Annotated in this window: 21 protein-coding genes; 9 read left to right on the top strand and 12 right to left on the bottom strand. The window is 50.4% G+C overall.

All coding sequences use genetic code 11. From position 1 onward, the window contains the following. Positions 1-5: 5 nt before the first annotated feature. The 5 genes from B9Z32_RS12800 to B9Z32_RS12820 form a co-directional block, all read right to left on the bottom strand. Positions 6-2,396 carry a xanthine dehydrogenase family protein molybdopterin-binding subunit gene (locus B9Z32_RS12800; protein WP_108421807.1) on the bottom strand — a complete coding sequence of 797 codons (2,391 nt, stop codon included), beginning with the start codon at positions 2,394-2,396 and terminating at the stop codon, positions 6-8. Continuing rightward, entirely contained in the window at positions 2,393-2,890 is a 498-nt protein-coding gene (locus B9Z32_RS12805) for a (2Fe-2S)-binding protein (RefSeq protein WP_199219999.1), read from the bottom strand. Before B9Z32_RS12805 ends, B9Z32_RS12800 begins: the two co-directional genes overlap by 4 nt. Further along, on the bottom strand, positions 2,883-3,746 hold the full coding sequence (locus B9Z32_RS12810) for a xanthine dehydrogenase family protein subunit M (RefSeq protein WP_146179491.1): 864 nt from the start codon (positions 3,744-3,746) through the stop codon (positions 2,883-2,885). The genes B9Z32_RS12805 and B9Z32_RS12810 overlap by 8 nt, the downstream gene beginning before the upstream one ends. A 174-nt stretch (positions 3,747-3,920) precedes the next feature. After that, positions 3,921-4,856: a DMT family transporter gene (locus B9Z32_RS12815; protein ID WP_108421809.1), complete on the bottom strand. Its 936-nt coding sequence runs from the start codon at positions 4,854-4,856 to the stop codon at positions 3,921-3,923. Between the two features lie 93 nt (positions 4,857-4,949). Then, positions 4,950-5,963: a bifunctional 2-polyprenyl-6-hydroxyphenol methylase/3-demethylubiquinol 3-O-methyltransferase UbiG gene (locus B9Z32_RS12820; protein WP_108421810.1), complete on the bottom strand. Its 1,014-nt coding sequence runs from the start codon at positions 5,961-5,963 to the stop codon at positions 4,950-4,952. 254 nt (positions 5,964-6,217) lie between these two features. Here B9Z32_RS12820 and B9Z32_RS12825 point away from each other — a divergent pair, with 254 nt between their 5' ends. The 9 genes from B9Z32_RS12825 (at position 6,218) to B9Z32_RS12860 (ending at position 14,005) form a co-directional block, all read left to right on the top strand. Further along, on the top strand, positions 6,218-6,916 hold the full coding sequence (locus B9Z32_RS12825) for a glutathione S-transferase N-terminal domain-containing protein (RefSeq protein WP_108421811.1): 699 nt from the start codon (positions 6,218-6,220) through the stop codon (positions 6,914-6,916). After that, positions 6,916-7,674 carry a sulfite exporter TauE/SafE family protein gene (locus tag B9Z32_RS12830; RefSeq protein WP_108421812.1) on the top strand — a complete coding sequence of 253 codons (759 nt, stop codon included), beginning with the start codon at positions 6,916-6,918 and terminating at the stop codon, positions 7,672-7,674. Before B9Z32_RS12825 ends, B9Z32_RS12830 begins: the two co-directional genes overlap by 1 nt. Before the next feature lie 19 nt (positions 7,675-7,693). Then, positions 7,694-8,575 carry a polysaccharide deacetylase family protein gene (locus B9Z32_RS12835; protein WP_108421813.1) on the top strand — a complete coding sequence of 294 codons (882 nt, stop codon included), beginning with the start codon at positions 7,694-7,696 and terminating at the stop codon, positions 8,573-8,575. Positions 8,576-8,593: 18 nt separating this feature from the next. Beyond that, positions 8,594-9,148: a cupin domain-containing protein gene (locus B9Z32_RS14145; RefSeq protein WP_158268215.1), complete on the top strand. Its 555-nt coding sequence runs from the start codon at positions 8,594-8,596 to the stop codon at positions 9,146-9,148. An 8-nt stretch (positions 9,149-9,156) separates the two neighbouring features. Further along, a complete protein-coding gene (locus B9Z32_RS12840) occupies positions 9,157-10,365 on the top strand; it encodes an MFS transporter (protein WP_158268216.1) in 1,209 nt (402 codons plus the stop codon). A gap of 340 nt (positions 10,366-10,705) precedes the next feature. Beyond that, positions 10,706-11,773, top strand: coding sequence for a C4-dicarboxylate TRAP transporter substrate-binding protein (locus tag B9Z32_RS12845; RefSeq protein ID WP_108421815.1), 1,068 nt, complete (start codon positions 10,706-10,708; stop codon positions 11,771-11,773). 13 nt (positions 11,774-11,786) lie between these two features. After that, entirely contained in the window at positions 11,787-12,302 is a 516-nt protein-coding gene (locus B9Z32_RS12850; protein WP_108421816.1) for a TRAP transporter small permease, read from the top strand. 11 nt (positions 12,303-12,313) lie between these two features. After that, positions 12,314-13,678 (top strand): TRAP transporter large permease, encoded by a 1,365-nt coding sequence (locus B9Z32_RS12855; RefSeq protein WP_108421817.1) that lies wholly within the window; start codon positions 12,314-12,316, stop codon positions 13,676-13,678. 24 nt (positions 13,679-13,702) lie between these two features. Further along, positions 13,703-14,005, top strand: a complete 303-nt coding sequence (locus B9Z32_RS12860) for a DUF1330 domain-containing protein (protein WP_108421818.1) — start codon at positions 13,703-13,705, stop codon at positions 14,003-14,005. 67 nt (positions 14,006-14,072) lie between these two features. Here the strand turns inward: B9Z32_RS12860 and B9Z32_RS12865 are convergent, their stop codons facing one another. From B9Z32_RS12865 to B9Z32_RS12895, 7 genes are all read right to left on the bottom strand, one after another. Next, positions 14,073-15,047: a quinone oxidoreductase gene (locus B9Z32_RS12865; RefSeq protein WP_108421819.1), complete on the bottom strand. Its 975-nt coding sequence runs from the start codon at positions 15,045-15,047 to the stop codon at positions 14,073-14,075. A 13-nt stretch (positions 15,048-15,060) separates the two neighbouring features. Continuing rightward, positions 15,061-15,561, bottom strand: coding sequence for a VOC family protein (locus B9Z32_RS12870; protein WP_108421820.1), 501 nt, complete (start codon positions 15,559-15,561; stop codon positions 15,061-15,063). A 51-nt stretch (positions 15,562-15,612) separates the two neighbouring features. Then, the gene (locus tag B9Z32_RS12875) at positions 15,613-16,392 is read right to left on the bottom strand and encodes an alpha/beta fold hydrolase (protein WP_108421821.1); all 780 of its coding nucleotides are present in this window, start codon (positions 16,390-16,392) and stop codon (positions 15,613-15,615) included. 17 nt (positions 16,393-16,409) lie between these two features. Next, on the bottom strand, positions 16,410-18,554 hold the full coding sequence (locus B9Z32_RS12880; RefSeq protein ID WP_158268217.1) for a xanthine dehydrogenase family protein molybdopterin-binding subunit: 2,145 nt from the start codon (positions 18,552-18,554) through the stop codon (positions 16,410-16,412). After that, positions 18,535-19,011: a (2Fe-2S)-binding protein gene (locus B9Z32_RS12885; protein ID WP_108421823.1), complete on the bottom strand. Its 477-nt coding sequence runs from the start codon at positions 19,009-19,011 to the stop codon at positions 18,535-18,537. The genes B9Z32_RS12880 and B9Z32_RS12885 overlap by 20 nt, the downstream gene beginning before the upstream one ends. A 141-nt stretch (positions 19,012-19,152) precedes the next feature. Beyond that, positions 19,153-19,857 (bottom strand): TetR/AcrR family transcriptional regulator, encoded by a 705-nt coding sequence (locus B9Z32_RS12890; protein WP_108421824.1) that lies wholly within the window; start codon positions 19,855-19,857, stop codon positions 19,153-19,155. A gap of 19 nt (positions 19,858-19,876) precedes the next feature. Next, positions 19,877-20,923: a Gfo/Idh/MocA family protein gene (locus tag B9Z32_RS12895; protein WP_108421825.1), complete on the bottom strand. Its 1,047-nt coding sequence runs from the start codon at positions 20,921-20,923 to the stop codon at positions 19,877-19,879. Positions 20,924-20,957: the final 34 nt, after the last annotated feature.

Below are 20,957 nucleotides of genomic sequence, written 5' to 3' on the forward strand. Positions count from 1 at the left end.
TGTACTTAAATTTTGCCGAGTGCTGCCAATACACGCTGCGGTGTGAAAGGCTGCACACTCACGTTGGCATTGAGGGGCGCCAGAGCATCATTGATTGCATTCATCACTGCGCCGGGCGCTCCCGCAGTGCCTGCTTCGCCCACACCTTTAGCGCCTAGCTCTGATGTTTTGGTTGGCGTTTGCACATGGGCAATGATCATGTCAGGCATCTCGCCCGCCATTGGCACCAAATAGTCTGCCATGGAGCCATTCAGCAATTGGCCATCGTCGCTGTAAATGCATTCTTCAAACATGGCGCCGCCAATGCCTTGCACAATGCCACCGCGAATTTGCTCATCTACCAGCATGGGGTTGATGACGGTACCGCAGTCTTCCACGCACCAGTGCTTGAGCAGTTTGACAAAACCTGTTTCAGGGTCGACTTCGACGTAGGAAGCTTGGATGCCGTTGGTGAATGTAAAACCATATTCACGCGGCGTGTAGTGCCTTGTCACAGTAAGCTCTGATTGAAAATTCATGGGCAAAGTATCAGGCCTGAAGTAGGCAACTCGGCCCACCTCGCTCAATGGCATCTGCACTTGTCCGCTGAGCTTGTCTAACACCATGCCGTTGACCAAATCCAAGGTGGCAGATTCCACTTTCAAAATGACCGCGGCCACATCCAAAATGTGTTTGCGAAGTTCTTTGCCCGCCTGCAAAACCGCTTCACCGCCAATGCCTGCACCCCTTGATGCCCAAGTACCACCGCCATAAGGTGTGACGGCGGTGTCTCCTGTAATGACACGAACGTTTTCCACCTTCACGCCCACTGCGGAGGCTGCAATTTGAGTGAACACGGCCTCTGTGCCTTGACCTTGCTCAGTGACACTGACCAAAACATAGATCATGCCAGCAGGGTCGAGTCGAAGGGTGGCGCCATCCTGTGCTGAGATTCGCGCTCCCCCCACACCATAAAAAGCGGGCGAGGGATTGGTCACTTCAATCATGGCAGCCAGTCCAATGCCGCGGTAGATGCCTTGAGCACGCAATGACTCTTGTTCTGCGCGCAATCCTTTGTAGTCCATCAAGGTCATTAATTTCTCTAGACATTGGTGGTGTGAAAGCTTTTCAAATTTGACACCAGAAGGCGCCGTGTAAGGATAGGCGTCGTCGGCAATCAAATTTCTCCGCCTAAATTCTGCGGGGTCCATGCCAATTTTTCTGGCCGCTTCATCGACAATGCCTTCCGTAACAGCCATGGCAATGGGGTGACCCACTGCTCGGTACTGACATGTGACATTTTTGTTGGTGAAAACCACGTCCAACTTGGCTTTGTATTGCTTGTGTTTGTAGGGGCCGCCAGTGAGGTTGACCACTTGGTTGCCTTCAATGCCGCTGGTGCGCGGGTAGACAGAGTAGGGGCCAATGCCTGTTAAGTCAGACATGTCAAATGCAATGATCTCGCCTTGCTGTGTGCAGGCCAGCTTGATTTTTACTTTGTGCTCGCGCGCGTGAATGTCAGTTAAAAAAGACTCAATTCGGTCGGCAGAAAATTTGACGGGTCTCTTGAGCATGACCGCAATGGCAGCTGTAGCCATTTCGTCGGCATAGACATGGACCTTGATGCCAAACGAGCCACCCACATCTTTGCAAATGACGCGCACGTTGGATTCAGGGATGTTCAGATGACGCGAGAAAATATCTTGCATCATGTTGGGCGCTTGCGTGCCTTGATAGACGGTGAGCAAATTCTCTGCGGGGTTGTAGTCTGCCAAGATGCCGCGCGGTTCATTGGTGACTCCAGTGTGCCGGCTGAATTCATAGACTTTTTCAACCACCACATCGGCCTTGGAAAAGGCGTCATCAAAGCCCTCGGTCACAAGCTCTCGGTTGAAGCATTTGTTGTCACCCAAATCGGGATGAATGACCACATCGCCAGCAAGCGAGGCTTCCATGTCAGTGACGGCGGGTAGCAGCTCCCAATCAACCAGCACATGGTCGAGAGCATCTTCTGCTTGCCGTCTGGTTTGGGCCACAATGGCCGCAACGGCCTCACCTTGCCAGCACGCTCTTTCAGGCGCAATGGCATATTGAGGGGCAGATCGTATGCCTTTGAGATGGCCCAAAACACCGACCCAAGGCGTGCAATATTCAGCGACCTCGCGGCCATCAAAGACAGCCACAACGCCTTTTTGTTTGCGTGCCTGCGAAAGATCCAAATGCTTGATGCGAGCGTGTGCATGAGGGCTTCTCAAATACACCACATGCACCAATCGGGGCAGTCGCAAATCGTCTAAGTAGGTACCGCGTCCTTCGAGTAATTTTTTGGCACCTGCGCGCGGCACACTTTGTCCAACGTAGTTTTCTTGGGTGTCAACACCCTCAGCTTGAAGAGGCAGTTCGTGAGGGGCATTCATACCTTGACTCCTGATTCAGAAGAAGATTTGACCAAGACAGATTCGATGGCATTGACGATGGCCTGATAGCCTGTGCATCTGCAGTAGTTGCCAGAAATTAATTCGCGAATTTCATCGCGTGTAGCCTGCTTGTGATGCTTGGTAATTTCCAGCGCAGTGAGCAGCATGCCTGATGAGCAGAAACCGCACTGAAATGCATTGTGTTCTAAAAATGCAGCTTGTAACTGTTGCAATTCCCGGCTTTCAGTTAAGCCTTCAATGGTTTGTACATTTTTACCATCTGCTTGAATGGCCAAAGTGAGGCAACCGCGAACAACTTGTCCGTCAACCATGACTTGGCAAGCGCCGCAAACGCCATGCTCACAACCTAAGTGTGAGCCTGTGAGGCCCATTTCCTCACGCAAGTAATCAACCAGGTGCATTCGCACTGGCACGTGGGCATCAACATTTTCTCCGTTGACCGTGAATTGTGCATGCATGCAATTTTCAGACATGTGTTGCTCCCGCTTGTATCAAAGCTCTTGACAATAGAACCCGCGATAAATGTTTTTTGGTGGCCGCGTTGGCCGATAAATCGCCAGCCGGCTGAAGGTCTTCATCTAGCGCAGCTTGGGCTTGTGAAATGGTTTGCGAGTTGATGGATTGCCCAGTCAGGGCCTTCATGGCACGTGGCGCCAAAATGGGTTTGTCGTCCATGGCCATGAAGGCCAAGGCGACATCCTGAATGGTTTGTCCCTCTAAGCTCAAAGCCAAGGCCATGCCAGCCATGGCGTAATCGCCTTTGCGGCGGGCCAGTTCTGAAAACACAAAACGTTGGTTTGGCTTGGCAATGGGAAACTCCACCCCGATCAGTATTTCATCTGCTTGTACGGCTGTTCGGTAAAGGCTGATGAAAAATTCGCTGGCTTTGACACGCCGCTCGCCTTTAGCACTTTGAATGATGAGCGTGGCATTCAAGGCCAGTGCCACTGCGGGGTACTCAGCTGCCGGATCGCCCAAAGCCAAACTTCCACCAATGGTGCCTTTGTTGCGAATGGCCAAATGAGCCACATATGGCACTGCTTGCGCAAGCAGAGGAATGTGCTCTTTTACGATGTGAGAAGAGTCAATTTCATGGTGGGTGGTTAGTGCGCCAATGCGAATCACATTGCCATTTTGTTGTATGCCCTTGAGTGAATCAAGACCACTGATGTCGATCAATATGCTTGGGTTGGCCATGCGCAAGTTGAGCATGGCCAAAAGGCTTTGTCCGCCTGCCAACAATTGCGCGGCGTCACCATGTGTTTTAAGCGCTGAAAAAACATCAGCCATGGTTTGGGCTTTGAGGTACGAAAACTCTGGCGACTTCATTGAAAAATCCTCTTCAACATAATTGATTGAAGCATTGCTATAAAACAATGACTTTTCAATACTATGAGAGAGGCATTGAAATCACATCCGCTAATACCCTAATTGATACAAAGATTCACAAACCAAAAGGGGTGATGGCTGAATAGGAACCTTGCATTCGCAACGACCTGTCAGTTATTGGGTGTCTGACTTGCGTTGAAACAATTGCTTGAGATTGAAATTGGGCGTGAGTACCACCGCCATGGCAATCAAGATCAAAATCAGTGCTGAAATATCCGCTAGGGCAACAGACTCCCCAAGCACCAAAGCCCCCCCTGTGACCCCAAAGACGGGTACCAACATGATGGAGAGTCCGCTTGAGACAGCCGACAGTTTTCTAGCAACATGGAACCAGGCAACATAACTGATGGCAAATGTGATGACGCCGCCATACAAAATGGCCAGCCATTGCAAAAAGTTGGGCCATGCCCACTGATCTCTTTCAAATGCAATGGTGAGGAAAACGAAGAAGACAAAAGCGATGAACAAAGCCCAGAAGGTGAGGGCCACGCCATGAAGCGCCAGTACCGTATTTTTGACCATGGCATTGCCAATACCCCATGTGACCGCGGCAACCAGCATGACCCCAACACCCAGCGGGTGATTGCCCCATTGCTCATGGCTTCCCCAGGCCAGTATCAGAGCCGCCGTCATGGCCAAAACAATGCTCACAATTGACCGACCATTTATTTTTTCTCGATAAAGCAAAGCGCTGGCCAACAAGGCCCAAACTGGCATGGTGTACCCAATGATGGCGGCGCGCCCTGAGTTGAGCATGCTGACACCATAGATCATGGGCAGGTGCCAACCCACCATGTTGAACATGCTTAACTTGAAGACTGGCCATTTTTCTTTGCTGATGACAGACAAAGAAATACCTTTGAAATGCGCGTAAATTCCGATGGAGACAAAACCGACAATGAAGGTAAAAGCCCTGAACGCAGAAGGCGGGTAACTGTTGACCACAAACTTCATGACGGGGTAGTTCATGCCCCACGAAACCGTCACAATGAGAACCATGAGCAAATCTTTGGCGCTGACTTTGGCCGGTTCTGAAGCTTGACTGGTCATCTTTGAGGCAATTGAACTCGTTTGAGAATTCAACTACTTTAATCGGAATTCCACGTATTGGGAAATGATGGCTTTTTAAGCCAACCCGTGAAACTAGTGTTTTTCGTACAAAGCGTCTAGAAGCGCTTGACCGTTTTCATATTGAGCTGCAGTGCGTTTTTCCTCTTGTCGCATCCGCCATTTGCGCATGGGTTGACCATCTTTCAATTGCTGCAACAGGTAGGGCGCCCATTGACGCGCATTTTGCGCCGATACCAGTGGGTGAGTGGCATCGCTGCCGTGATTCATGTTGTGCGAATGAACATACTGAGCCACCACATTCAAATTGTCTGAGCCGTCGTGGTTGTGGGACACAATTTTGAAACCAGATTTTTCCAGCAAGTTGCGCAAGGTTTGGCCGGTGAAGTAAAGGGTGTGGGCTCTGAAAAACATGTAATGGGGTGAACACAAGCGCAAAGCGTTGGGTACCTCGATGTAGAGCAAACCCTCTGGCTTGAGTTTTTCGCCAATGTTGCGCAAGGCTGCAATGGGCTCGGGCAAATGCTCAAGCACATGGAACATGGAAACCAAGTCCAAAGAACGCGGCAATTCGCTGGCCAAACAATGTTGCAGTGTTCCGTTGTTGACATCGATGCCCAGCCTGTTGCGCGCATAGGTGGCATAGCCTTCATGCGGCTCAATGCCTTTGGCTTTGAATCCCAGGGTGTGCAACAAATAAACAAACTCGCCACTGCTTGAGCCAATGTCTAAACTTTGTTTTGAATGGGCAAGTTTGTCGTTTAATAAACCATCGCTGTTTTGTAGCAGCCATTGCCAGCGCTGTTGGGCATTGCGACCGGCCCTCAAAACATGTCGCAGGGCTGGCTGCACCGCAGATTTGTAAGCTTGGCGATACTGTTTTGCATACCATTCAGCCAATTCTTGATCTGTGGGCAAAGGGTCAATGCGGCCCAAGCCACAATCGCTGCAGGAAACAGTGATCAAAGTTTCATTGGTTTTGCCATCTCGATTGGCAATGATTTGAGCAGAGATACCGCCACAACTGGGGCAGGGGGTGTCGGCATTCAACTGCGTGCCAGAATCTTTTTTGAGTGAGATAGAGGTCATGGGTGGCAATTTTAGGAAAGAAACGGTACTTTATTTGTCACACGCTTTTTTAAATCCACAATTAAATTGCCCTATTTATTGTCCAATCGGGTCTTGATTTTATTGACTCATTCACTTAAATTAGCCTCCCTCACTGCCTAAAAGTGATCGCATGATCAAGTTTTTTTGCATTCTTTGCCTAATTCTTTGATGATTGTGTCGGGATTTTCTTGCGCATCATTCCGGGCGCCACGACTCGGATGAAGGGACATTGAATGATTGAGCTTTATTACTGGACAACTCCCAATGGTCACAAGATCACCATGTTCATGGAGGAGTCCGGGATCGATTACGAGATGAAGTTGGTCGACATCCGTAAGGGCGAGCAGTTCAATCCGGAATTTTTGTCGATTGCCCCGAACAACAGAATTCCAGCACTGGTTGATAATAATCCTGCCGGTCAGGGTGAAAAAATCAATCTATTTGAATCTGGTGCCATCTTGCTTTATCTGGCGGAGAAAACAGGACAATTCATTCCGCAAGACTTGAAAGGGCGAGTTGAGTGTTTGAAGTGGCTTTTTTGGCAAATGGGTGGCTTGGGGCCCATGGCGGGACAAAACCATCACTTTGTTCAATATGCGCCAGAGCCTGTGCCCTATGCCATTGACCGCTATGTGAGGGAAACCTCACGCCTGTATGGCGTATTGAATAAACATCTTTCTCAGGCGGGCCCCTACATTTGTGGCGAATACTCTATTGCCGATATGTCTATCTACCCGTGGATCGTGCCGCATGAAAAACAACGTCAAAATTTGGCTGAATTCCCAGCTTTGAAATTGTGGTTTGAGCGAGTTCAGGACCGCCCAGCCACACAACGTGCCTATGCCCTGGCAAGATCGATCAATACTGAACCCAATGTGAACGAAGCTTCAAGGCATCTGTTGTTCAGTCAAGATGCGAAAACAGTCAAGTAATGCAAATTGACACCACCTATTTTTTCTACGCAGCATTGGGCTCTGTATTGATTGGCCTTTCAAAAGGCGGCTTACCGTCTACAGGCATGCTGGCGGTGCCAGTCCTTTCTTTGGCAATTTCGCCCATTCATGCAACCACCTTGTTGTTGCCCATTTACATTATTTCAGACGTGGTGGGTGTATGGCTTTATCGCAAGAATTTCAGCTCTTTCAATGTCAAAGTTCTCATACAAGGCGGACTTTTTGGGGTCTTTGTGGGCTGGCTCACTGCTTCGGTGATCTCTGAAGAGCTGGTTACTTTTTTGATTGGCTTGATAGGCGTTTTGTTTTGTTTGAATGCTTGGTTTAGAAAAGTCAACGATGACCCACCCAAACCACCCCAAACTTTGCCCGGAATTTTCTGGGGTTCTTTGGCGGGCTTTACAAGCTTCATCTCCCATGCGGGAGCGCCGCCTTTTCAGGTCTATGTGCTGCCTCAAAAACTTTCAAAGGCCGATTTTGCTGGAACGGCAACTTTGGTTTTTGCAGCGATCAACCTCGCCAAAATATGGCCCTATCAAGACTTGAGACCCTACCAGTGGGGCGATCTGATGGAAGCTGCTTACTTGGTGCCTTTTGCCATTGCAGGCACCTTTGCAGGCGCAATTTTGACCAAGAAAATTCCTGACAAACTTTTTTTCCTGTGGGTGCAAATTGGCTTGTTTGCAATTTCACTCAAGTTGATTTGGTCCTCATTGGGGAGTCGAATCATTTTTTAACTCTGACGAAGGAGCCTTTATGACCGATTTACTCAGCGCACGATCTCCTTATTCGGCGATCGTCGACCGACCAGTGTTGAAGTTGCCAAACCAAGGCCGATTGTTGGTTTGGATCATTGTCAATGTTGAGCACTGGAGCATTGAGCGCGCCATGCCGCGCATGGTTTTAAGCCCGCCTATGGGTCAACCCATGCTGCCTGATTTGCCCAATTGGGCATGGCACGAATACGGCATGAGGGTTGGTTTTTGGCGCCTTTATGATGCGCTCAACCAGCGCGGTATTGTTCCCACCATGGCCACCAATGGCATTGTTTGCGACAGTTACCCGCGCATTGTGGAGGCAGCGCTGAAGGAAAACTGGGAAATCATGGGGCATGGTTTTGTGCAAGGCCCGATGCACAAATTACCCAACCAAGCTGAATCCATCATGGCCACGGTTGAGACCATCCAGCGCATGGCTGGCAAGCCACCTGTGGGTTGGGAGAGTCCCGGCCTCACTGAGGACGACAACACGCTCGATTGCCTGTCGCAAGCGGGCATTGAGTATGTGGCAGATTGGGTCTTGGACGATCAACCCGTCTGGTTGAATGCCAAACCCCAACCTGTTTTGTCTGTTCCTTACACCGTTGAAATCAATGACATTCCCATGATGTTGTTGCAGCAGCATCGCTCCGAAGAATTGCTCTTGCGAGGCATCGATCAATTTGAGCGCCTGTGGCAAGAAAGTGAAACAATTCCTCGCGTGATGTCTATCAGTGTGCATCCCTACATCACCGGTGTGCCCCACCGAATTGGATATTTTGAAAAATTGCTAGATCACATTCAGTCTAAGGCCGGCGTTGTGATCCAAACAGGCGAACAAATTTCAAACTGGTACCGCGAACAAGTACCTTTTAAATAATTTTTCAAGGAGACAGACATGACCATGACCGTGATCAAACCAGAGAAAAGCAGCGTGCTCAGTTGCGTGGCCCGTTACAGTGAGTTAGAGCCTGTTACCACAGGTTTGCCAGACATGCATTTGGAACAGTGCAAGCGCACATTCCTCAGTGTGCTGGGATTTGAGCAGCCCAAAGGTGAAACACAGCACTCTCCTTTTGGCAACCAAGTGGCATCGAGTATGTCGAGTCAAACGACGGGTTATGGCGCAGCTTTTGTGAGGGCTCGCGCGGGCTGCGGCGTACTCATGCACAACCACGACACGTCCGAATGCTTTATGCCCATCGAAGGACGCTGGATGATTGAGTGGGAGGGCGACAAGGGCAATGACCATGTGATCTTGAATCCGATGGATTTCATTGCTGTGCCCATCGGCGTTCAACGACGTTTCGAATGCATCGATGTGCCAGAAGGCAAAGAAGAAGGCATTTTGTTTGCCATCATCAGTGGTCACTCTCCCGCTGTGGAGTGGTCTCCAGAGGCCATCAAGCTCATGAGCGAAAGCGGTCAGTCTGTGACCCGCGTGACGGGTTGAAACTCAGGATGCCATTGAACTCAGACTCGAAGTCTGCTTCAGTTGGAGTCAATGGCTGGATGTACGGTGCAGCATTTTTTGCACTGCTTGCGGCACTGGCACCATTTGGGGTCAATGTTGCGGTTGGTTTGTCGCCGGTTTTTGCCAACAACGTGAACATGGACGCAGACGCCCGCGCGGCGACTGTGGCCTTGTTTGTGTTGGGCTTGGGTTTGGGGCAACCCTTCATGGGAGGTGCCGCAGACCATTGGGGTCGTCGCCCAGCCATGATGGGCGGCTTGCTCCTAGGACTACTGGGGGCCATTGCCGCGGCATTTGCCAACAACGATACCCAATTGCTTTGGGCACGGTTCATTTCAGGCTTGGGTTTTTCGGCCTGCATGGTGGTGCCGCGCGTTTGCCTTCGCGACTTGCACCAAGGGCCAGTGCTTCAACGCAACATGGCCACCTTGTCAAACATTTTTGCAGTCACGCCTGTGATTACCCAGCCCTTGGCTTGGGCCCTTGGTCATTGGTTCACGTGGCGTGTGCCTTTGTTGGCCCTCGTAGCATTTGTGTTGGTGGTCATTTTTGTGTCTTGGCGTTGGCAACCCGAGACACGTTCTGCCGGCACATTGGCGCCTAAGTGGGGCGTGTGGTTAGAAGTGGCAAGTGATGCCCTCATCTTGCGAACCTGTCTTACTTTCGCTTTTGCCAATGCGCCATTTTTTGTAGTGGCTGCCATCGGGCCTGTCGCAATCAAACAGTCCACAGGTGTTTCTGGTGGCGTGATTGCTGCTATTTTGGGGGGCACCTACCTTGGCTTTGCGGTGGGCAACTTTTGGGTCAGAAGAAACGCATCTTGGTCTAGCACCTTGTTGATCAACCAAGGCTTGTGCCTCATTGGTGCCAGCATGCTGACGTTCATTTGCACCCTTTGGTGGCCTTCCCTGTGGTTGTGGTCTTTGGCTTTGACACTTTACGCAGTGGGGCAGGGCATTGTGTTTCCGGCAGGGTTTTCTCAGGTGCTTGAAGGCAGAGCCTTGCAAGCGGGCGTAGCTTCCGCAGTCATCGGAACCATTCACATGACTACTGGGGGCCTGGTTGCTTGGATTGCGGGTTCATTGTCATTGGCGCAAGATGTTTCTTTGGTTCTTGTCTGCTCGTTGGTGAGTGGGGCTGCCGTACTTGTCTGGCTATGGATGAAGCCTGCTGTTGTGCACATAGGCATGAAATGAACCCCGAAAAAGTCTTTTAGAAATAGGGTTTTTAGGGATGCGCAGACCTAGTGCTTTCCCTAGATAGAAATGAGGAGGGCGAAAAAAAAGTCGGTCTCATTGAGCGTCGAACTTGGTTTTTCATGATCGGTTAAAAAAGGGTTTTTCTCTCTGAAAAAGCCTCATTCATGGGTAAATTGGAATTGCATATTCATCTTATTGCTAGCACATTGAATGGTGCATTGGATGAGGTCAATCCCTGATGCATTTTCCTTTTTTGTTTTTTGGCACCAAAGAAGTGTTTGACGGTGATCGCTTGATGAATTAAATTGTCGTTGCTTTTAACAACCAGGAGACTTTGATGATGAAGAAATTCAAACCAGCACTGCTGGTAGCTTTGCTAGGACTGTTTGGTGCATCAGCTGCCAACGCAGAAAACATCAGACTGCGCATTGCCTCTGGCCACGCCGCTGTCAACACGTATGTCAACTTGATGCAAAACTTTTTTGTGCCTGAGGTCACCAAGCGAGTGGCTGCGCGAACTCAGCACAAAGTTGAGTTTGTGGAGGGTTATGGTGGCTCTATGGTCAAGTTGGCCGACACCCTTGAAGGTGTGCAGTCGGGCTTGATTGACATTGGCGGTCTCTGCTTCTGCTTTGAGGCTTCAAACCTTCCCTTGAATGCTTTCCAAGTGATGTTGCCGTTTGGCACCATGAACTCGGAAACCAGCGTCAAATTGGCCCGCGCCGTTTACGACAAAGTTCCAGCCTTGTCGAAAGTTTTTGAAGACAAATTCAACCAACAGTTGATCGCCTTGATTTCTGACAATGGCTACAACATTGGTACCACTTTTGAGTGGAACAACATCAGTGAACTGAAGGGCAAGAAAATTGCCGGCGCAGGCTTGAACCTGAAGTGGTTGGAGTATGCAGGCGTCACGCCAGTGCAATCAACCCTCCAAGACGGTTACACGTCCCTTCAAACTGGCGTTTACAGCGGTTGGGTGATGTTCCCTTCAGCTTGGGTGAACTTCAAGTTTCATGAAGTGGCCAAGAATTACACCGAAGTTGGTTTTGGTGCCATTACATGGCACGGTTTGACCATCAACAAGAACCGCATGGCCAGATTGCCTAAAGATGTTCAGGCCATCATCATCGAAGTTGCCAAAGAGTATGAAGCCAAAACTGGCACGGTTAACCAAGAGAACTACGCCAAGCAAATTGCTCAGCTCAAAACTTTGGGTGTGAACGTCAAGTCGGTGCCTGAGTCTGTCAAGCTTGAGTGGGCCAACTCACTCAAAGATTGGCCGCAAGCCATGGCCTCTGATTTGGATGCCCGAGGCATGCCAGGTTCCTTGGTCTTGAAAACCACACTTGAAGAAGCCGAAAAAATGGGCCACAAGTGGCCTGTGCGTTATGTGATCAAGTAAAGAGAACGCCCCTATGACAACACTTATCGACTGGGTCAGCAAGGCCCTCATGGTTATAGCAGCCATCTTGGCTTTCTTGTTGTGCTTTCTTGTCGTTGGCGATGTCAGTGGGCGCGTGTTCTTCGGTAGTCCCATCAAGGGGACTACCGAGGTGATCTCCTTGGCCATTGTGACCATCTGCTTTCTCCAGGCTGGGTATGCCATTCGTTCGGGTGGCATGCTCAATGTCGATACGGTGGTCATCAAGTTTTCGCCTAGGTGGCAAAGCATCTTTGGCGTTTTGGGTGCTTTTGCAGGGATGTTCTTTTTTGCATTTCTTTGCTATGGAACATTTGAGGGCGCTGTGCATGCTTGGGCGTCCAACGAGTTTGAAGGGGAAGGGGCCATGCGTGTTCCCGTTTGGCCAGCCAGGTTCGTCATTGTGCTAGGCACAGGTTTGGCGGCACTTTGCTACTTGATTTTGATGGTTCAAAATTTTGAACGTGCGATCAAGGGCGAGCTTCCTGTTGTATCTTCTTCTCAACACTGATCAGGGTATATATGTTCGATTCATTTCAAATGATTACCTTGGTCAGCGTGTTGCTGATCTTGGTTTTTAGTGGTGTGCACATTGCTGTGTCGCTGGGTATAACCAGCATGCTGGGCATTTACCTCATGACCGGACAGGTCGATACCGTGTTGAGTTTTGCCTCTAACACTGCTTATGAGGCTTTGCGTGACTACATTTTTGCTGTCATTCCATTGTTCATGCTCATGGGTGAATTTTTAGCCAAATCAGGCGCAGCAACAGACTTGTTTGCACTGATCAACAGAGGTCTTAAACGCATTCCGGGCCGGTTGGGTGTTGCCACTGTGCTGGCAAACGCCGTTTTTGCCTTCATTACTGGTGTGTCGATTGCTGCTGCCGCGGCGTTCTCAAAAATTGCCTACCCAGAAATGCGTCGCCATGGTTACGAAAGAAAGTTTTCTTTGGGTTGTATTGCCGGTAGTGCTTGCCTGGGTATGCTCATCCCTCCCTCGGTGCTGATGATCGTTTGGGGCGTGATTACGGAGATGTCCATTGGCAGTTTGTTCATTGCCGGCATCATTCCTGGGTTTGTGGTTGTTGCTCTTTTCATTGGCTATATCTTGTGGGTGGCCATTCGCCATCCTGAGCGTGTGGGCGAGGGCAAGGTGCTGCCAACTGCTCAACAAGAAGCCAGAGATGCCAACGATTTGGTTGCCGAAAAAGACATGGCAGCCATTTTTAGAAGCACTTTGGGTTTGCTGGTTTTGATTGTGTTGGTGTTGGGTGGTATTTGGTTGGGCTTTTTCACACCCACTGAAGGTGCTGGTGTTGGCGCAACCCTGGCTTTGATTTTGGCCATCATGCGTGGCATGACCTTGGCTGAAATGAAGGATGCTATTTTGTCGGTTGGCCGAACCTCTGCGCCATTGCTGCTGTTGCTGGTGGCCGCGCAGTTGTATTCAAGGGTTTTGGCCATGACGGGCGTCACCGGTGCAACCAAGGAATTTTTCCTTGATTCGGGTTTGTCGCCCTACATGATTTTGGGTTTTATGGTGTTGGTCTGGTTTATTTTGGGCTGCATCATCGACTCCATCTCGATCATTTTGCTAACGGTTCCCGTCTTCGCGCCATTGGCCATTGCACTCGGATTTGATCCGCTGGCATTTGCCATCATTGGTATTTTGGCAATTGAAACGGGGTTGCTCACACCGCCCTTTGGAATATTGGTGTTCACGGTGAAAGCCGCGGTGACGGATGAAAAAGATTTAACAACGGGTGAAATTTTCAGAGGTTCAATCCCCTTCTGGATTGTTCTGCTCGTCACCATCGTATTGATTGTGATCTTCCCTGAAATCGCCAATTGGCTGCCCAATGTGGGCAATGAGTTAGCCCGTTAATTTGGATGATTTTGAAAGGTTGACATGGCTGCTTATTGGTTAGCACGCTCCCGCATCACCGATCCGGTTGAGTATAAAAAGTACACCGACTTGGTGCCTGGTATTTTGGCCAGACATGGCGGCAAGGTATTGGCCCGTGGCGGCAAATACCAAATCATGGAAGGCCCTGAGGACTTTCATCGGTTTGTAGTCATCGAGTTTCCCACGCATGCTCAAGCAGTGGCTTGCTTTGAGTCTGAGGAATACAAAGCGGCTGCAGCCTACCGCAGGGCTGGAGCAGGCGTGGTTGAAAACGTCATCGTCGAGGGCGGCGAGTTTACAGTCTAAAAAAAAGCGCACTGAGTAAGTGCGCTTTTGTCTTTATCACTCATTTAGTGAGTGACATGCAGAGTGTTTAGGGAATAAAAACACTCGAGCCGCTGGTTTTGCCAGACTCCAATTCGGCATGCGCCTTGGCAACATCTTCCAATGCATAGCGCTGGTTGATGGTGATCTTGAGGGCTCCTTTGGCAAACATATTGAAAACAGTAGAAGCTGAATGGCGCAAATCTTCTGTAGACGCTGTGTAGGTGACCAAAGTGGGGCGCGTGAAGTACAGCGATCCCATTTTCTGCAGGGTACTGGCAGCCACAGGTGCAGGGGCTCCCGTGGTGGTTCCGAAGGAAACAAAGTAACCCCTGGGCGCCAAGCTGTTGAGCGATTGGTCAAACGAGTTTTTACCCACTGAGTCGTAAACCACAGGCACGCCTACGCCACCAGTGATTTCTTTCACCCGCGCAGGAATGTCGTCTTTCAGTCGGTCAAGACAGAATTCATAGCCGTTGGCCAAGGCGAGCTTCACTTTCTCTTCGCCGGCAGCCACACCAATCATGCGGGCGCCTAAATGACGTCCCCATTGGCCAGCCAGTAAGCCAACGCCGCCAGCCGCTGCATGCATCAACACAAATTGGCCTTTTTGAACTGGATAGCAACGCTCCATGAGGTACTCAACGGTCATGCCTTTGAGCAAGGATGCTGCAATTTCTTCATCTTTCATGTGCGCGGGCGCATGCAGCAAACGCGCTACGGGATAATTGCGATGGGTGGCACAAGCTGCCAGCACGGGGCCGCTGGCGTAGCACACACGGTCGCCCACTTTGAAGTCTGTGACATCAGGGCCAAGGGCTTCAACAATGCCAACAGCCTCAGTGCCCAAACCCGTGGGCAGGGGGGCCGCATATTGGCCAGAGCGTGTGTAAATGTCTTGAAAATTAAAGCCAATGGCTGTGTGGCGAATTCGAACTTCACCTTTTTGGGGGTCGGGCAGCTGGAGTTCTTCAATTTTGAGAACTTCAGGGCTGCCTGTTTCGTAAATACGGATGGCTTTCATGTTTTCCTTGCGATTATGTGACTGAATTGGTAACTGGACCGTTGTCGTGATATTGAGCGACGCGTCCCATGCGAACAGCTTCTTCCCACGAAAAGTTCAATTCAACTTTGATGCCATTGATGGGTTCACGCATGAACAGTTGGTACAAGTTGGAGTTGTGGGCTTTGCGTTCACTGAACTCCACCCCGCGTTGATTCAATCGGTCGATAAATTCTTCCATGCCTTCGCAATTGAGACAAATATGGTCAATGCGGCCAGAACCCAAAGCACCCGCTGCTGAATAGTCTGCACCTTCAACATCCGACGGCGTTTTGAGGTAAGTGTCTTGGTGCACAGAGTGCCTTGCCTTGCCAATGTGCAAGACATCTTGATCGCCGATGTAGAGCCAGTAAACAGGAAAACCAAACTCAGGGTGATATCCGTTTGTGAAACCCAAGTTGTCGCAGAACCAATCGCGAGTGGCTTCTGGATCGTGCGTCAGAATGAGTACGTGTTCAAGAAATCGAAGTCCCATGGTGTATTCCTTTTGCTTTATTGACTCGGTTTGGAGTATAGATATTTGTTATCAGTGCGGCAAGAATTTCATCACGGCATCCGTGAAGGCTTGGGCCTGTTCAATGTTAGAAATGTGAGCAGCATTTTGAAGCACCACATAGCTTGAAGCTGGCCAGTGTTGGTGAATGAGCTCCGACATGGCGGGAGGTGTGCCCATGTCTTGCTCTCCTACCATCACAAGGCAAGGGGAGCGCAAATCTCGCAATTGATCAAGGGTATTGAGGCCAGAAATTGCACCGCAACATCCCGCATAACCTTCTGGGGGGGTGCTGGCAATCATCTGACCAATTTGAGCCATGACAGCTGGATTCTTTTCGCGGTAGTCTTGCGTGAACCAGCGCTGCAAAGTGGGCTCCACAAGCGGCGACATGCCTTGGCTGAGGGCCAATTTGGCACGGTCACCCCACATGCTGGCTGCATTGGGAGCACCTCTGCCTGAGCTGTCAGCAATGACGGCATGCCCCAACATTTCTGGATGCCGAATGGCAAAAGTTTGCCCAATCATGCCGCCAAGAGACAAGCCAATCCAGTGGGTTGACTGAACGCCCAGGTGCACCAGCAAAGCATGCACGTCATCGCTCAATTGATTCAGTGTGTAGGGCCCCGGCGTTGCCTGAGTTTGGCCATGCCCTCGAATGTCATAGCGTAAAACTGTGAAGTGCTGATTGAGTGCTTGCATTTGGGCATCCCACATGGCTGTGTTAGCAGCCAAAGAATGAGACAGTGTCAGCCAGGGGCCGCTGCCAGAAACTTCATAATGCATCTCAATGCCGTTGATGTGTGCTTTCATCGGAAACTTTCTATCAATTAAGAGGTCACAGGTTCATGGCTCTGGTCCATGGCCAAAATTAAGTTTTCAGGTGTCAAAGGCAAGTGCCGTGCACGCACGCCCAGTGCATGTGCCACTGCATTGCCCAGTGCGCCGGCGCATGGCCCTGTTACCACTTCGCCGCTTCCCAAGCTGGGGTTGTTGGGCTCGTCAACAATGTGAATATCAAGCTCTGGAACATCTAGGAATGACAAGATGGGGTAGTTTTCCCACTCATTGCTGCTGATGCCTTGTTCAGTCCAGAGTACCGACTCATGCAAGCTCCAACTGATGGCCTGCAAAATGCCGCCTTCTATTTGATTGCGCAAACCATCAAGATGCACCACCTTGCCTGCGTCTACACAGGACCATACCTGGAGCACTTTCACGCGCTCACTGACTTCCACTTTAGCAACTAATGCGCAATAGCCGGCTTTGTTTTTGTAACGTCCATAAGCCATGCCATAACCGATGCCAGATCCAGCATGGCCGCGTGCATGCCAATTCGACATTTCAGCCACCTTTTGAACCACATGCCGAGCACGCGGGTCTGTGAGGTGTTTGAGTCGAAAGGCCACGGGGTCTTGACCGCTGACTTCGCTCAACTCATCCATCAGGCACTCAATTGCGAATGTATTGGCATGCGCTCCGAGTGAGCGCAATGCAGAAACCCGCACTGGAGATTTTTCTAAAAAGTGGTGCTCTACGGTCAATTCACCAACTTCATAAGCCGGTACTGCGTTTCGCAAACCACCGCCGGCAGGCAGAGGCATGTCTTTGGGCTCAGGTATTTGTTCATCAGGAAATGCTTGCCAGGCTCCCAGCAGTTGGAGGCCGTTGCCCCAGCCAGGCCGATTTACATGGGCGTGCGACCAAACCTGAACATGCCAATTTTGAATGAAACCTTCTGCACTCAAGCCAGCTTGTATTTCCACTGAACTTGCTGAACCCATGGGTGAGACTGTTAGCTCATCCTCACGGCTCCATTGCACACGTACATTCAGACCCCATGTGTGTGCAATGAATGCCGCATCAAACGCCACATCATCTGCGCCATTGTGGCCATAACAGCCCGCACCAGGTTCATGGACCACTTGCACTTGTTGTTTAGACAACTTGAGTGCTCGCGCCACTTGATCGCGAAGAGTGAACACGCCTTGTGAATGTGACCATACCTGAACGCCGCCGTTTTCTGTGGGGCACGCTAAGCCACAGGACGGGCCAATAGAGGCATGCGCTATGTAGGGGCGTGAGTATTGGCGGCGTAAGCGATGCTTGTCATTGCCTGGTGATTTGCTTGGGGTTGACTGGCCTGTTTCATGCAATGCAATACTCGATTTTGAATCCATGCTTGGCAACAAAACGTGTGCAGCTTGTTGCGCAGGAATGTTGGGAACAATCCAACTCACCAATTGTCTCGCTTGTGCGTGAGCTTTGATCAATGCGCCTTCATCTCGTCCGACGAGTGCCACAAAAGAGTTTTGAATCAATACCTTTTCTACGCCCTTCAACTTTTTGAGTTGCTCGACTGGCCACTCTGTGGCGCTGCTGAAGGGGTGGGGCCCACGCAAAATTCGCGCGTGCCACATGTCGGGTAAACGGCGGTCATGGATAAAACCGTCGCTCGTGAACTTTCGCCACAAATCACTTCGAGTGACGGTCTCTAACTGTGTGGTAATTGTTAAAAGCGTTGGGTCTTCAACATCGACACGGATATCCTCCCAAGCCAGCGTATTTTCTTGAGCCAGTTGGTGGTAGGTGGTTTGTTGACCGGATGGACCCTGAAATGCGCCATCGCGCAGGGTCAAATCGGAAACTTCACAGGACAATTGTTCAGCCGCTGCGAGCGCAAAGTGACTCCTGACAATGTCGCCCACTCTTTGCCAAGCTTGGCCACCCACTTCAATCGATTGACTGCCTGCTGTAAAGCCTTCGTCGGGTGAATACCGCGTATCTCCAGCCAACCAAATAATTTGCGTGGCTTTGATGCCTAAAGCATTGCAGGCAATTTGCGTCAATGCTGCAGAAATACCTTGACCCAGTTCGACCTTGCCTGAACGCAATTCGAAAAGGCCCTCAGGGCTAAAGCGCAACCAATCTTTGGCAAGCGGCGCTGTGCTCAAACTAGGGGAGGGTAGTGACATGCTGAATGTTCTTTTGTGCCAAAAGCACGGCGCGCATGATGCGTGCGTGGGCGCCACAACGGCAAAGGTGCCTGGATAAACTGTCCTTAATTTCGGCCACAGAGGCATTAGGCTGATTTTTCAGTAGCCCCGTGATGCGGACCAAAATGCCGCTGATGCAATAAGCGCATTGAGCCGCTTGCTCTTCGACAAAAGCAGCCAAAACAATCCGTCCCACCTCGTCTTCGGGCAAGCCTTTGGCTGTTTGAATGTGCTTGCCTTCGCCAGCCCAAACGGGCGTTGTACAAGCATTTTGAGCTTGACCATCGATGAGGACGGTGCAGGCGCCGCAATGCCCACTCCCACAACCAAACCTGACGGAGGCATCTGAGCACTGTTCGCGCAAAAAATGCAACAAATCACTCTGAGGGTCTTGAGTCGAGCTGACTTGGTCCCGATTGTGCTGAAGCTTGATCATGGTGAATTCGTTTGTTCAAACCAACTTATTGAACAATTGAAGAAGGGGTACTCATGTGATCACTTTATCGTGATCCCTGAAGCGCAATGACTGGTGTTTACCCTATGCTGGGTGATTGGGGAGGTGCCGAGCCAGGCGACATCACTCTGAGCGCTTCTTGGTTTTTTTGGGTGCAGCGGGTGTGTTCAAAATTTGCGGCAGTACCACGCGAGCACCGGCAATGAAGTGCTGTATGGTGATGCTGATCAAGTCAGTCAGATCGTCTTCGATGGGCACATTGAAAATCCATTTTCGTTGCCCAAAGTAAAACAAGCGGGCATTGATGCTCCACACCAGTTCAATTTCACTGGTTTTCAAAGGCATCTGTTCAATGCCAGGGAGTCCGAACTCATGGCGAAGTTCAATGGCAATGGGTTCTAAAATTCGCTCACGCAAAATTTGCAGGTATTTGTGATTGATGTCTTCACCGCGCAGGCCTGAAAACATGAAAATTCGCACCCAATCTCGTGTGAGCGCTGCTTTGGCGTACTCAATGTAATGTCTGGTGAGGCGGTCTTGCAAGGGAATGCTGCGGTCTTTCACCACAGACTCCCAAAACGGATTCCAACGACCAAGATAAACCTCTTCATACACTCGGTTGATGAGGGCTTCTTTGCTTGGGAAATATTTGTACAGCAGCGATTGTGTGACCCCAAGACGTTGGGCCAATTCTCGAGTATCCCCAACAAAACCAACCTCGGCGAAATAACGCACGGCCTCTTGGGCAATGTGTTTTTCTCGCTCAGGCCCAGTGAGGCGAGTGGTGCTGGCCTTGACGGTTGAACGAACGGTGCGCTTGGTGACCATGACGTTGAATGGTGTTTGGTTAGGCTGCGATCACTGCTTGCAATCCTTTTGATTGTACCGACTTCATGATGGCTTCCAGTGCTGCAACATTGGCCAACATTTCTTGGGTGCTAACAGGGTACGGTGCAACTTGTCGCACTGCTTTTGCAAAGGCTTCGAGGTTGGCCAGCACAGTTGGATGCGGTGCTGCAAATCGCTTTTGTGGTTCTTTGCCGCGCAGCACGGTGGTGATGTCCCAACCCGTAGGGTTTTCAGGGTGCGTGCGATCGCGAACTTCAATCCAGCCGTGCGAGCCGTAAACTGCAAAGCGTCCCTCAAATGGCGTGGCCAATACGGCACTGATCATGGCGTTGGCACCATTTGGAAATCCCATCATGATGGCCAGGGTGTCACCATTTTCAAAATCGGAACCCAAGGTGGCAAGACGTGCCCAAACGGATTCACAAGGACCCAACAAAGCGATGCTCAGGTCAACCAAATGAATGCCTGTTGCAGTGAGGGGTCCTACGGGTGCAAAAGTGTTGGACAAACGCCAGTTGTCTTTGGGCAAGGCAAAAAATTTATCCTGGCTAAAGTTGGCTTCAATTTGCAAAATTTTGCCGAGGCCGCCATCGGCAATCAATTGACGCATGGCCATGATTTCGGGTTCAAACCTGCGCTCATGCCCAATGCCTAGTACAAGGTTGCGAGCTTTGAATTGCGCAATGGATTTTTGAGCATCGTCCAAGGTCAGGCACAAGGGTTTCTCGCAAAACACATGCAAACCGGCTTGTGCTGCCAACAGCATTTGTTGCGCGTGTTGTTGGTGGGGGGTGCACAAAATAACGGCATCCAGAGTGCCGTGTGCCATCAGTTTTTCGGGCGATTCATACACCGCTATGTTGGCCAATGCGGGATCGCTCTGCATGGCTGTTCTGGCTTGGTTATCTATTTCTGCTACCGCACAAAGTTGCAGCCACTGTGAGTTGGCAATTTGTCTAGCGATTGTTTTTCCCCACCAACCATAGCCAACCAAGCCCACTTTGACGGGTGTGTGATTCGCTGAAGAATTTGCTGCGTTTGTCACGGTTAAGTCTCCTGTTGTTGACGGTTCTTGACAA

Origin of the sequence: Limnohabitans sp. MMS-10A-178 (assembly GCF_003063375.1) — a bacterium.
In the GTDB taxonomy this organism is placed as follows: domain Bacteria; phylum Pseudomonadota; class Gammaproteobacteria; order Burkholderiales; family Burkholderiaceae_C; genus Limnohabitans_A.

What these genes read in the sequence shown, in the direction of transcription:
- B9Z32_RS12850 (WP_108421816.1), top strand. Translation starts at nt 11,787, where the DNA reads ATGACAACACTTATCGACTGGGTCAGCAAGGCCCTCATGGTTATAGCA.
- B9Z32_RS12815 (WP_108421809.1), bottom strand. Translation starts at nt 4,856, where the DNA reads ATGACCAGTCAAGCTTCAGAACCGGCCAAAGTCAGCGCCAAAGATTTG.
- B9Z32_RS12865 (WP_108421819.1), bottom strand. Translation starts at nt 15,047, where the DNA reads ATGAAAGCCATCCGTATTTACGAAACAGGCAGCCCTGAAGTTCTCAAA.
- B9Z32_RS12805 (WP_199219999.1), bottom strand. Translation starts at nt 2,890, where the DNA reads ATGTCTGAAAATTGCATGCATGCACAATTCACGGTCAACGGAGAAAAT.
- B9Z32_RS12875 (WP_108421821.1), bottom strand. Translation starts at nt 16,392, where the DNA reads ATGAAAGCACACATCAACGGCATTGAGATGCATTATGAAGTTTCTGGC.
- B9Z32_RS12840 (WP_158268216.1), top strand. Translation starts at nt 9,157, where the DNA reads ATGCCATTGAACTCAGACTCGAAGTCTGCTTCAGTTGGAGTCAATGGC.
- B9Z32_RS12870 (WP_108421820.1), bottom strand. Translation starts at nt 15,561, where the DNA reads ATGGGACTTCGATTTCTTGAACACGTACTCATTCTGACGCACGATCCA.
- B9Z32_RS12845 (WP_108421815.1), top strand. Translation starts at nt 10,706, where the DNA reads ATGATGAAGAAATTCAAACCAGCACTGCTGGTAGCTTTGCTAGGACTG.
- B9Z32_RS12890 (WP_108421824.1), bottom strand. Translation starts at nt 19,857, where the DNA reads ATGGTCACCAAGCGCACCGTTCGTTCAACCGTCAAGGCCAGCACCACT.
- B9Z32_RS12810 (WP_146179491.1), bottom strand. Translation starts at nt 3,746, where the DNA reads ATGAAGTCGCCAGAGTTTTCGTACCTCAAAGCCCAAACCATGGCTGAT.
- B9Z32_RS12825 (WP_108421811.1), top strand. Translation starts at nt 6,218, where the DNA reads ATGATTGAGCTTTATTACTGGACAACTCCCAATGGTCACAAGATCACC.
- B9Z32_RS14145 (WP_158268215.1), top strand. Translation starts at nt 8,594, where the DNA reads ATGACCATGACCGTGATCAAACCAGAGAAAAGCAGCGTGCTCAGTTGC.
- B9Z32_RS12820 (WP_108421810.1), bottom strand. Translation starts at nt 5,963, where the DNA reads ATGACCTCTATCTCACTCAAAAAAGATTCTGGCACGCAGTTGAATGCC.
- B9Z32_RS12860 (WP_108421818.1), top strand. Translation starts at nt 13,703, where the DNA reads ATGGCTGCTTATTGGTTAGCACGCTCCCGCATCACCGATCCGGTTGAG.
- B9Z32_RS12800 (WP_108421807.1), bottom strand. Translation starts at nt 2,396, where the DNA reads ATGAATGCCCCTCACGAACTGCCTCTTCAAGCTGAGGGTGTTGACACC.
- B9Z32_RS12880 (WP_158268217.1), bottom strand. Translation starts at nt 18,554, where the DNA reads ATGTCACTACCCTCCCCTAGTTTGAGCACAGCGCCGCTTGCCAAAGAT.
- B9Z32_RS12835 (WP_108421813.1), top strand. Translation starts at nt 7,694, where the DNA reads ATGACCGATTTACTCAGCGCACGATCTCCTTATTCGGCGATCGTCGAC.
- B9Z32_RS12855 (WP_108421817.1), top strand. Translation starts at nt 12,314, where the DNA reads ATGTTCGATTCATTTCAAATGATTACCTTGGTCAGCGTGTTGCTGATC.
- B9Z32_RS12885 (WP_108421823.1), bottom strand. Translation starts at nt 19,011, where the DNA reads ATGATCAAGCTTCAGCACAATCGGGACCAAGTCAGCTCGACTCAAGAC.
- B9Z32_RS12830 (WP_108421812.1), top strand. Translation starts at nt 6,916, where the DNA reads ATGCAAATTGACACCACCTATTTTTTCTACGCAGCATTGGGCTCTGTA.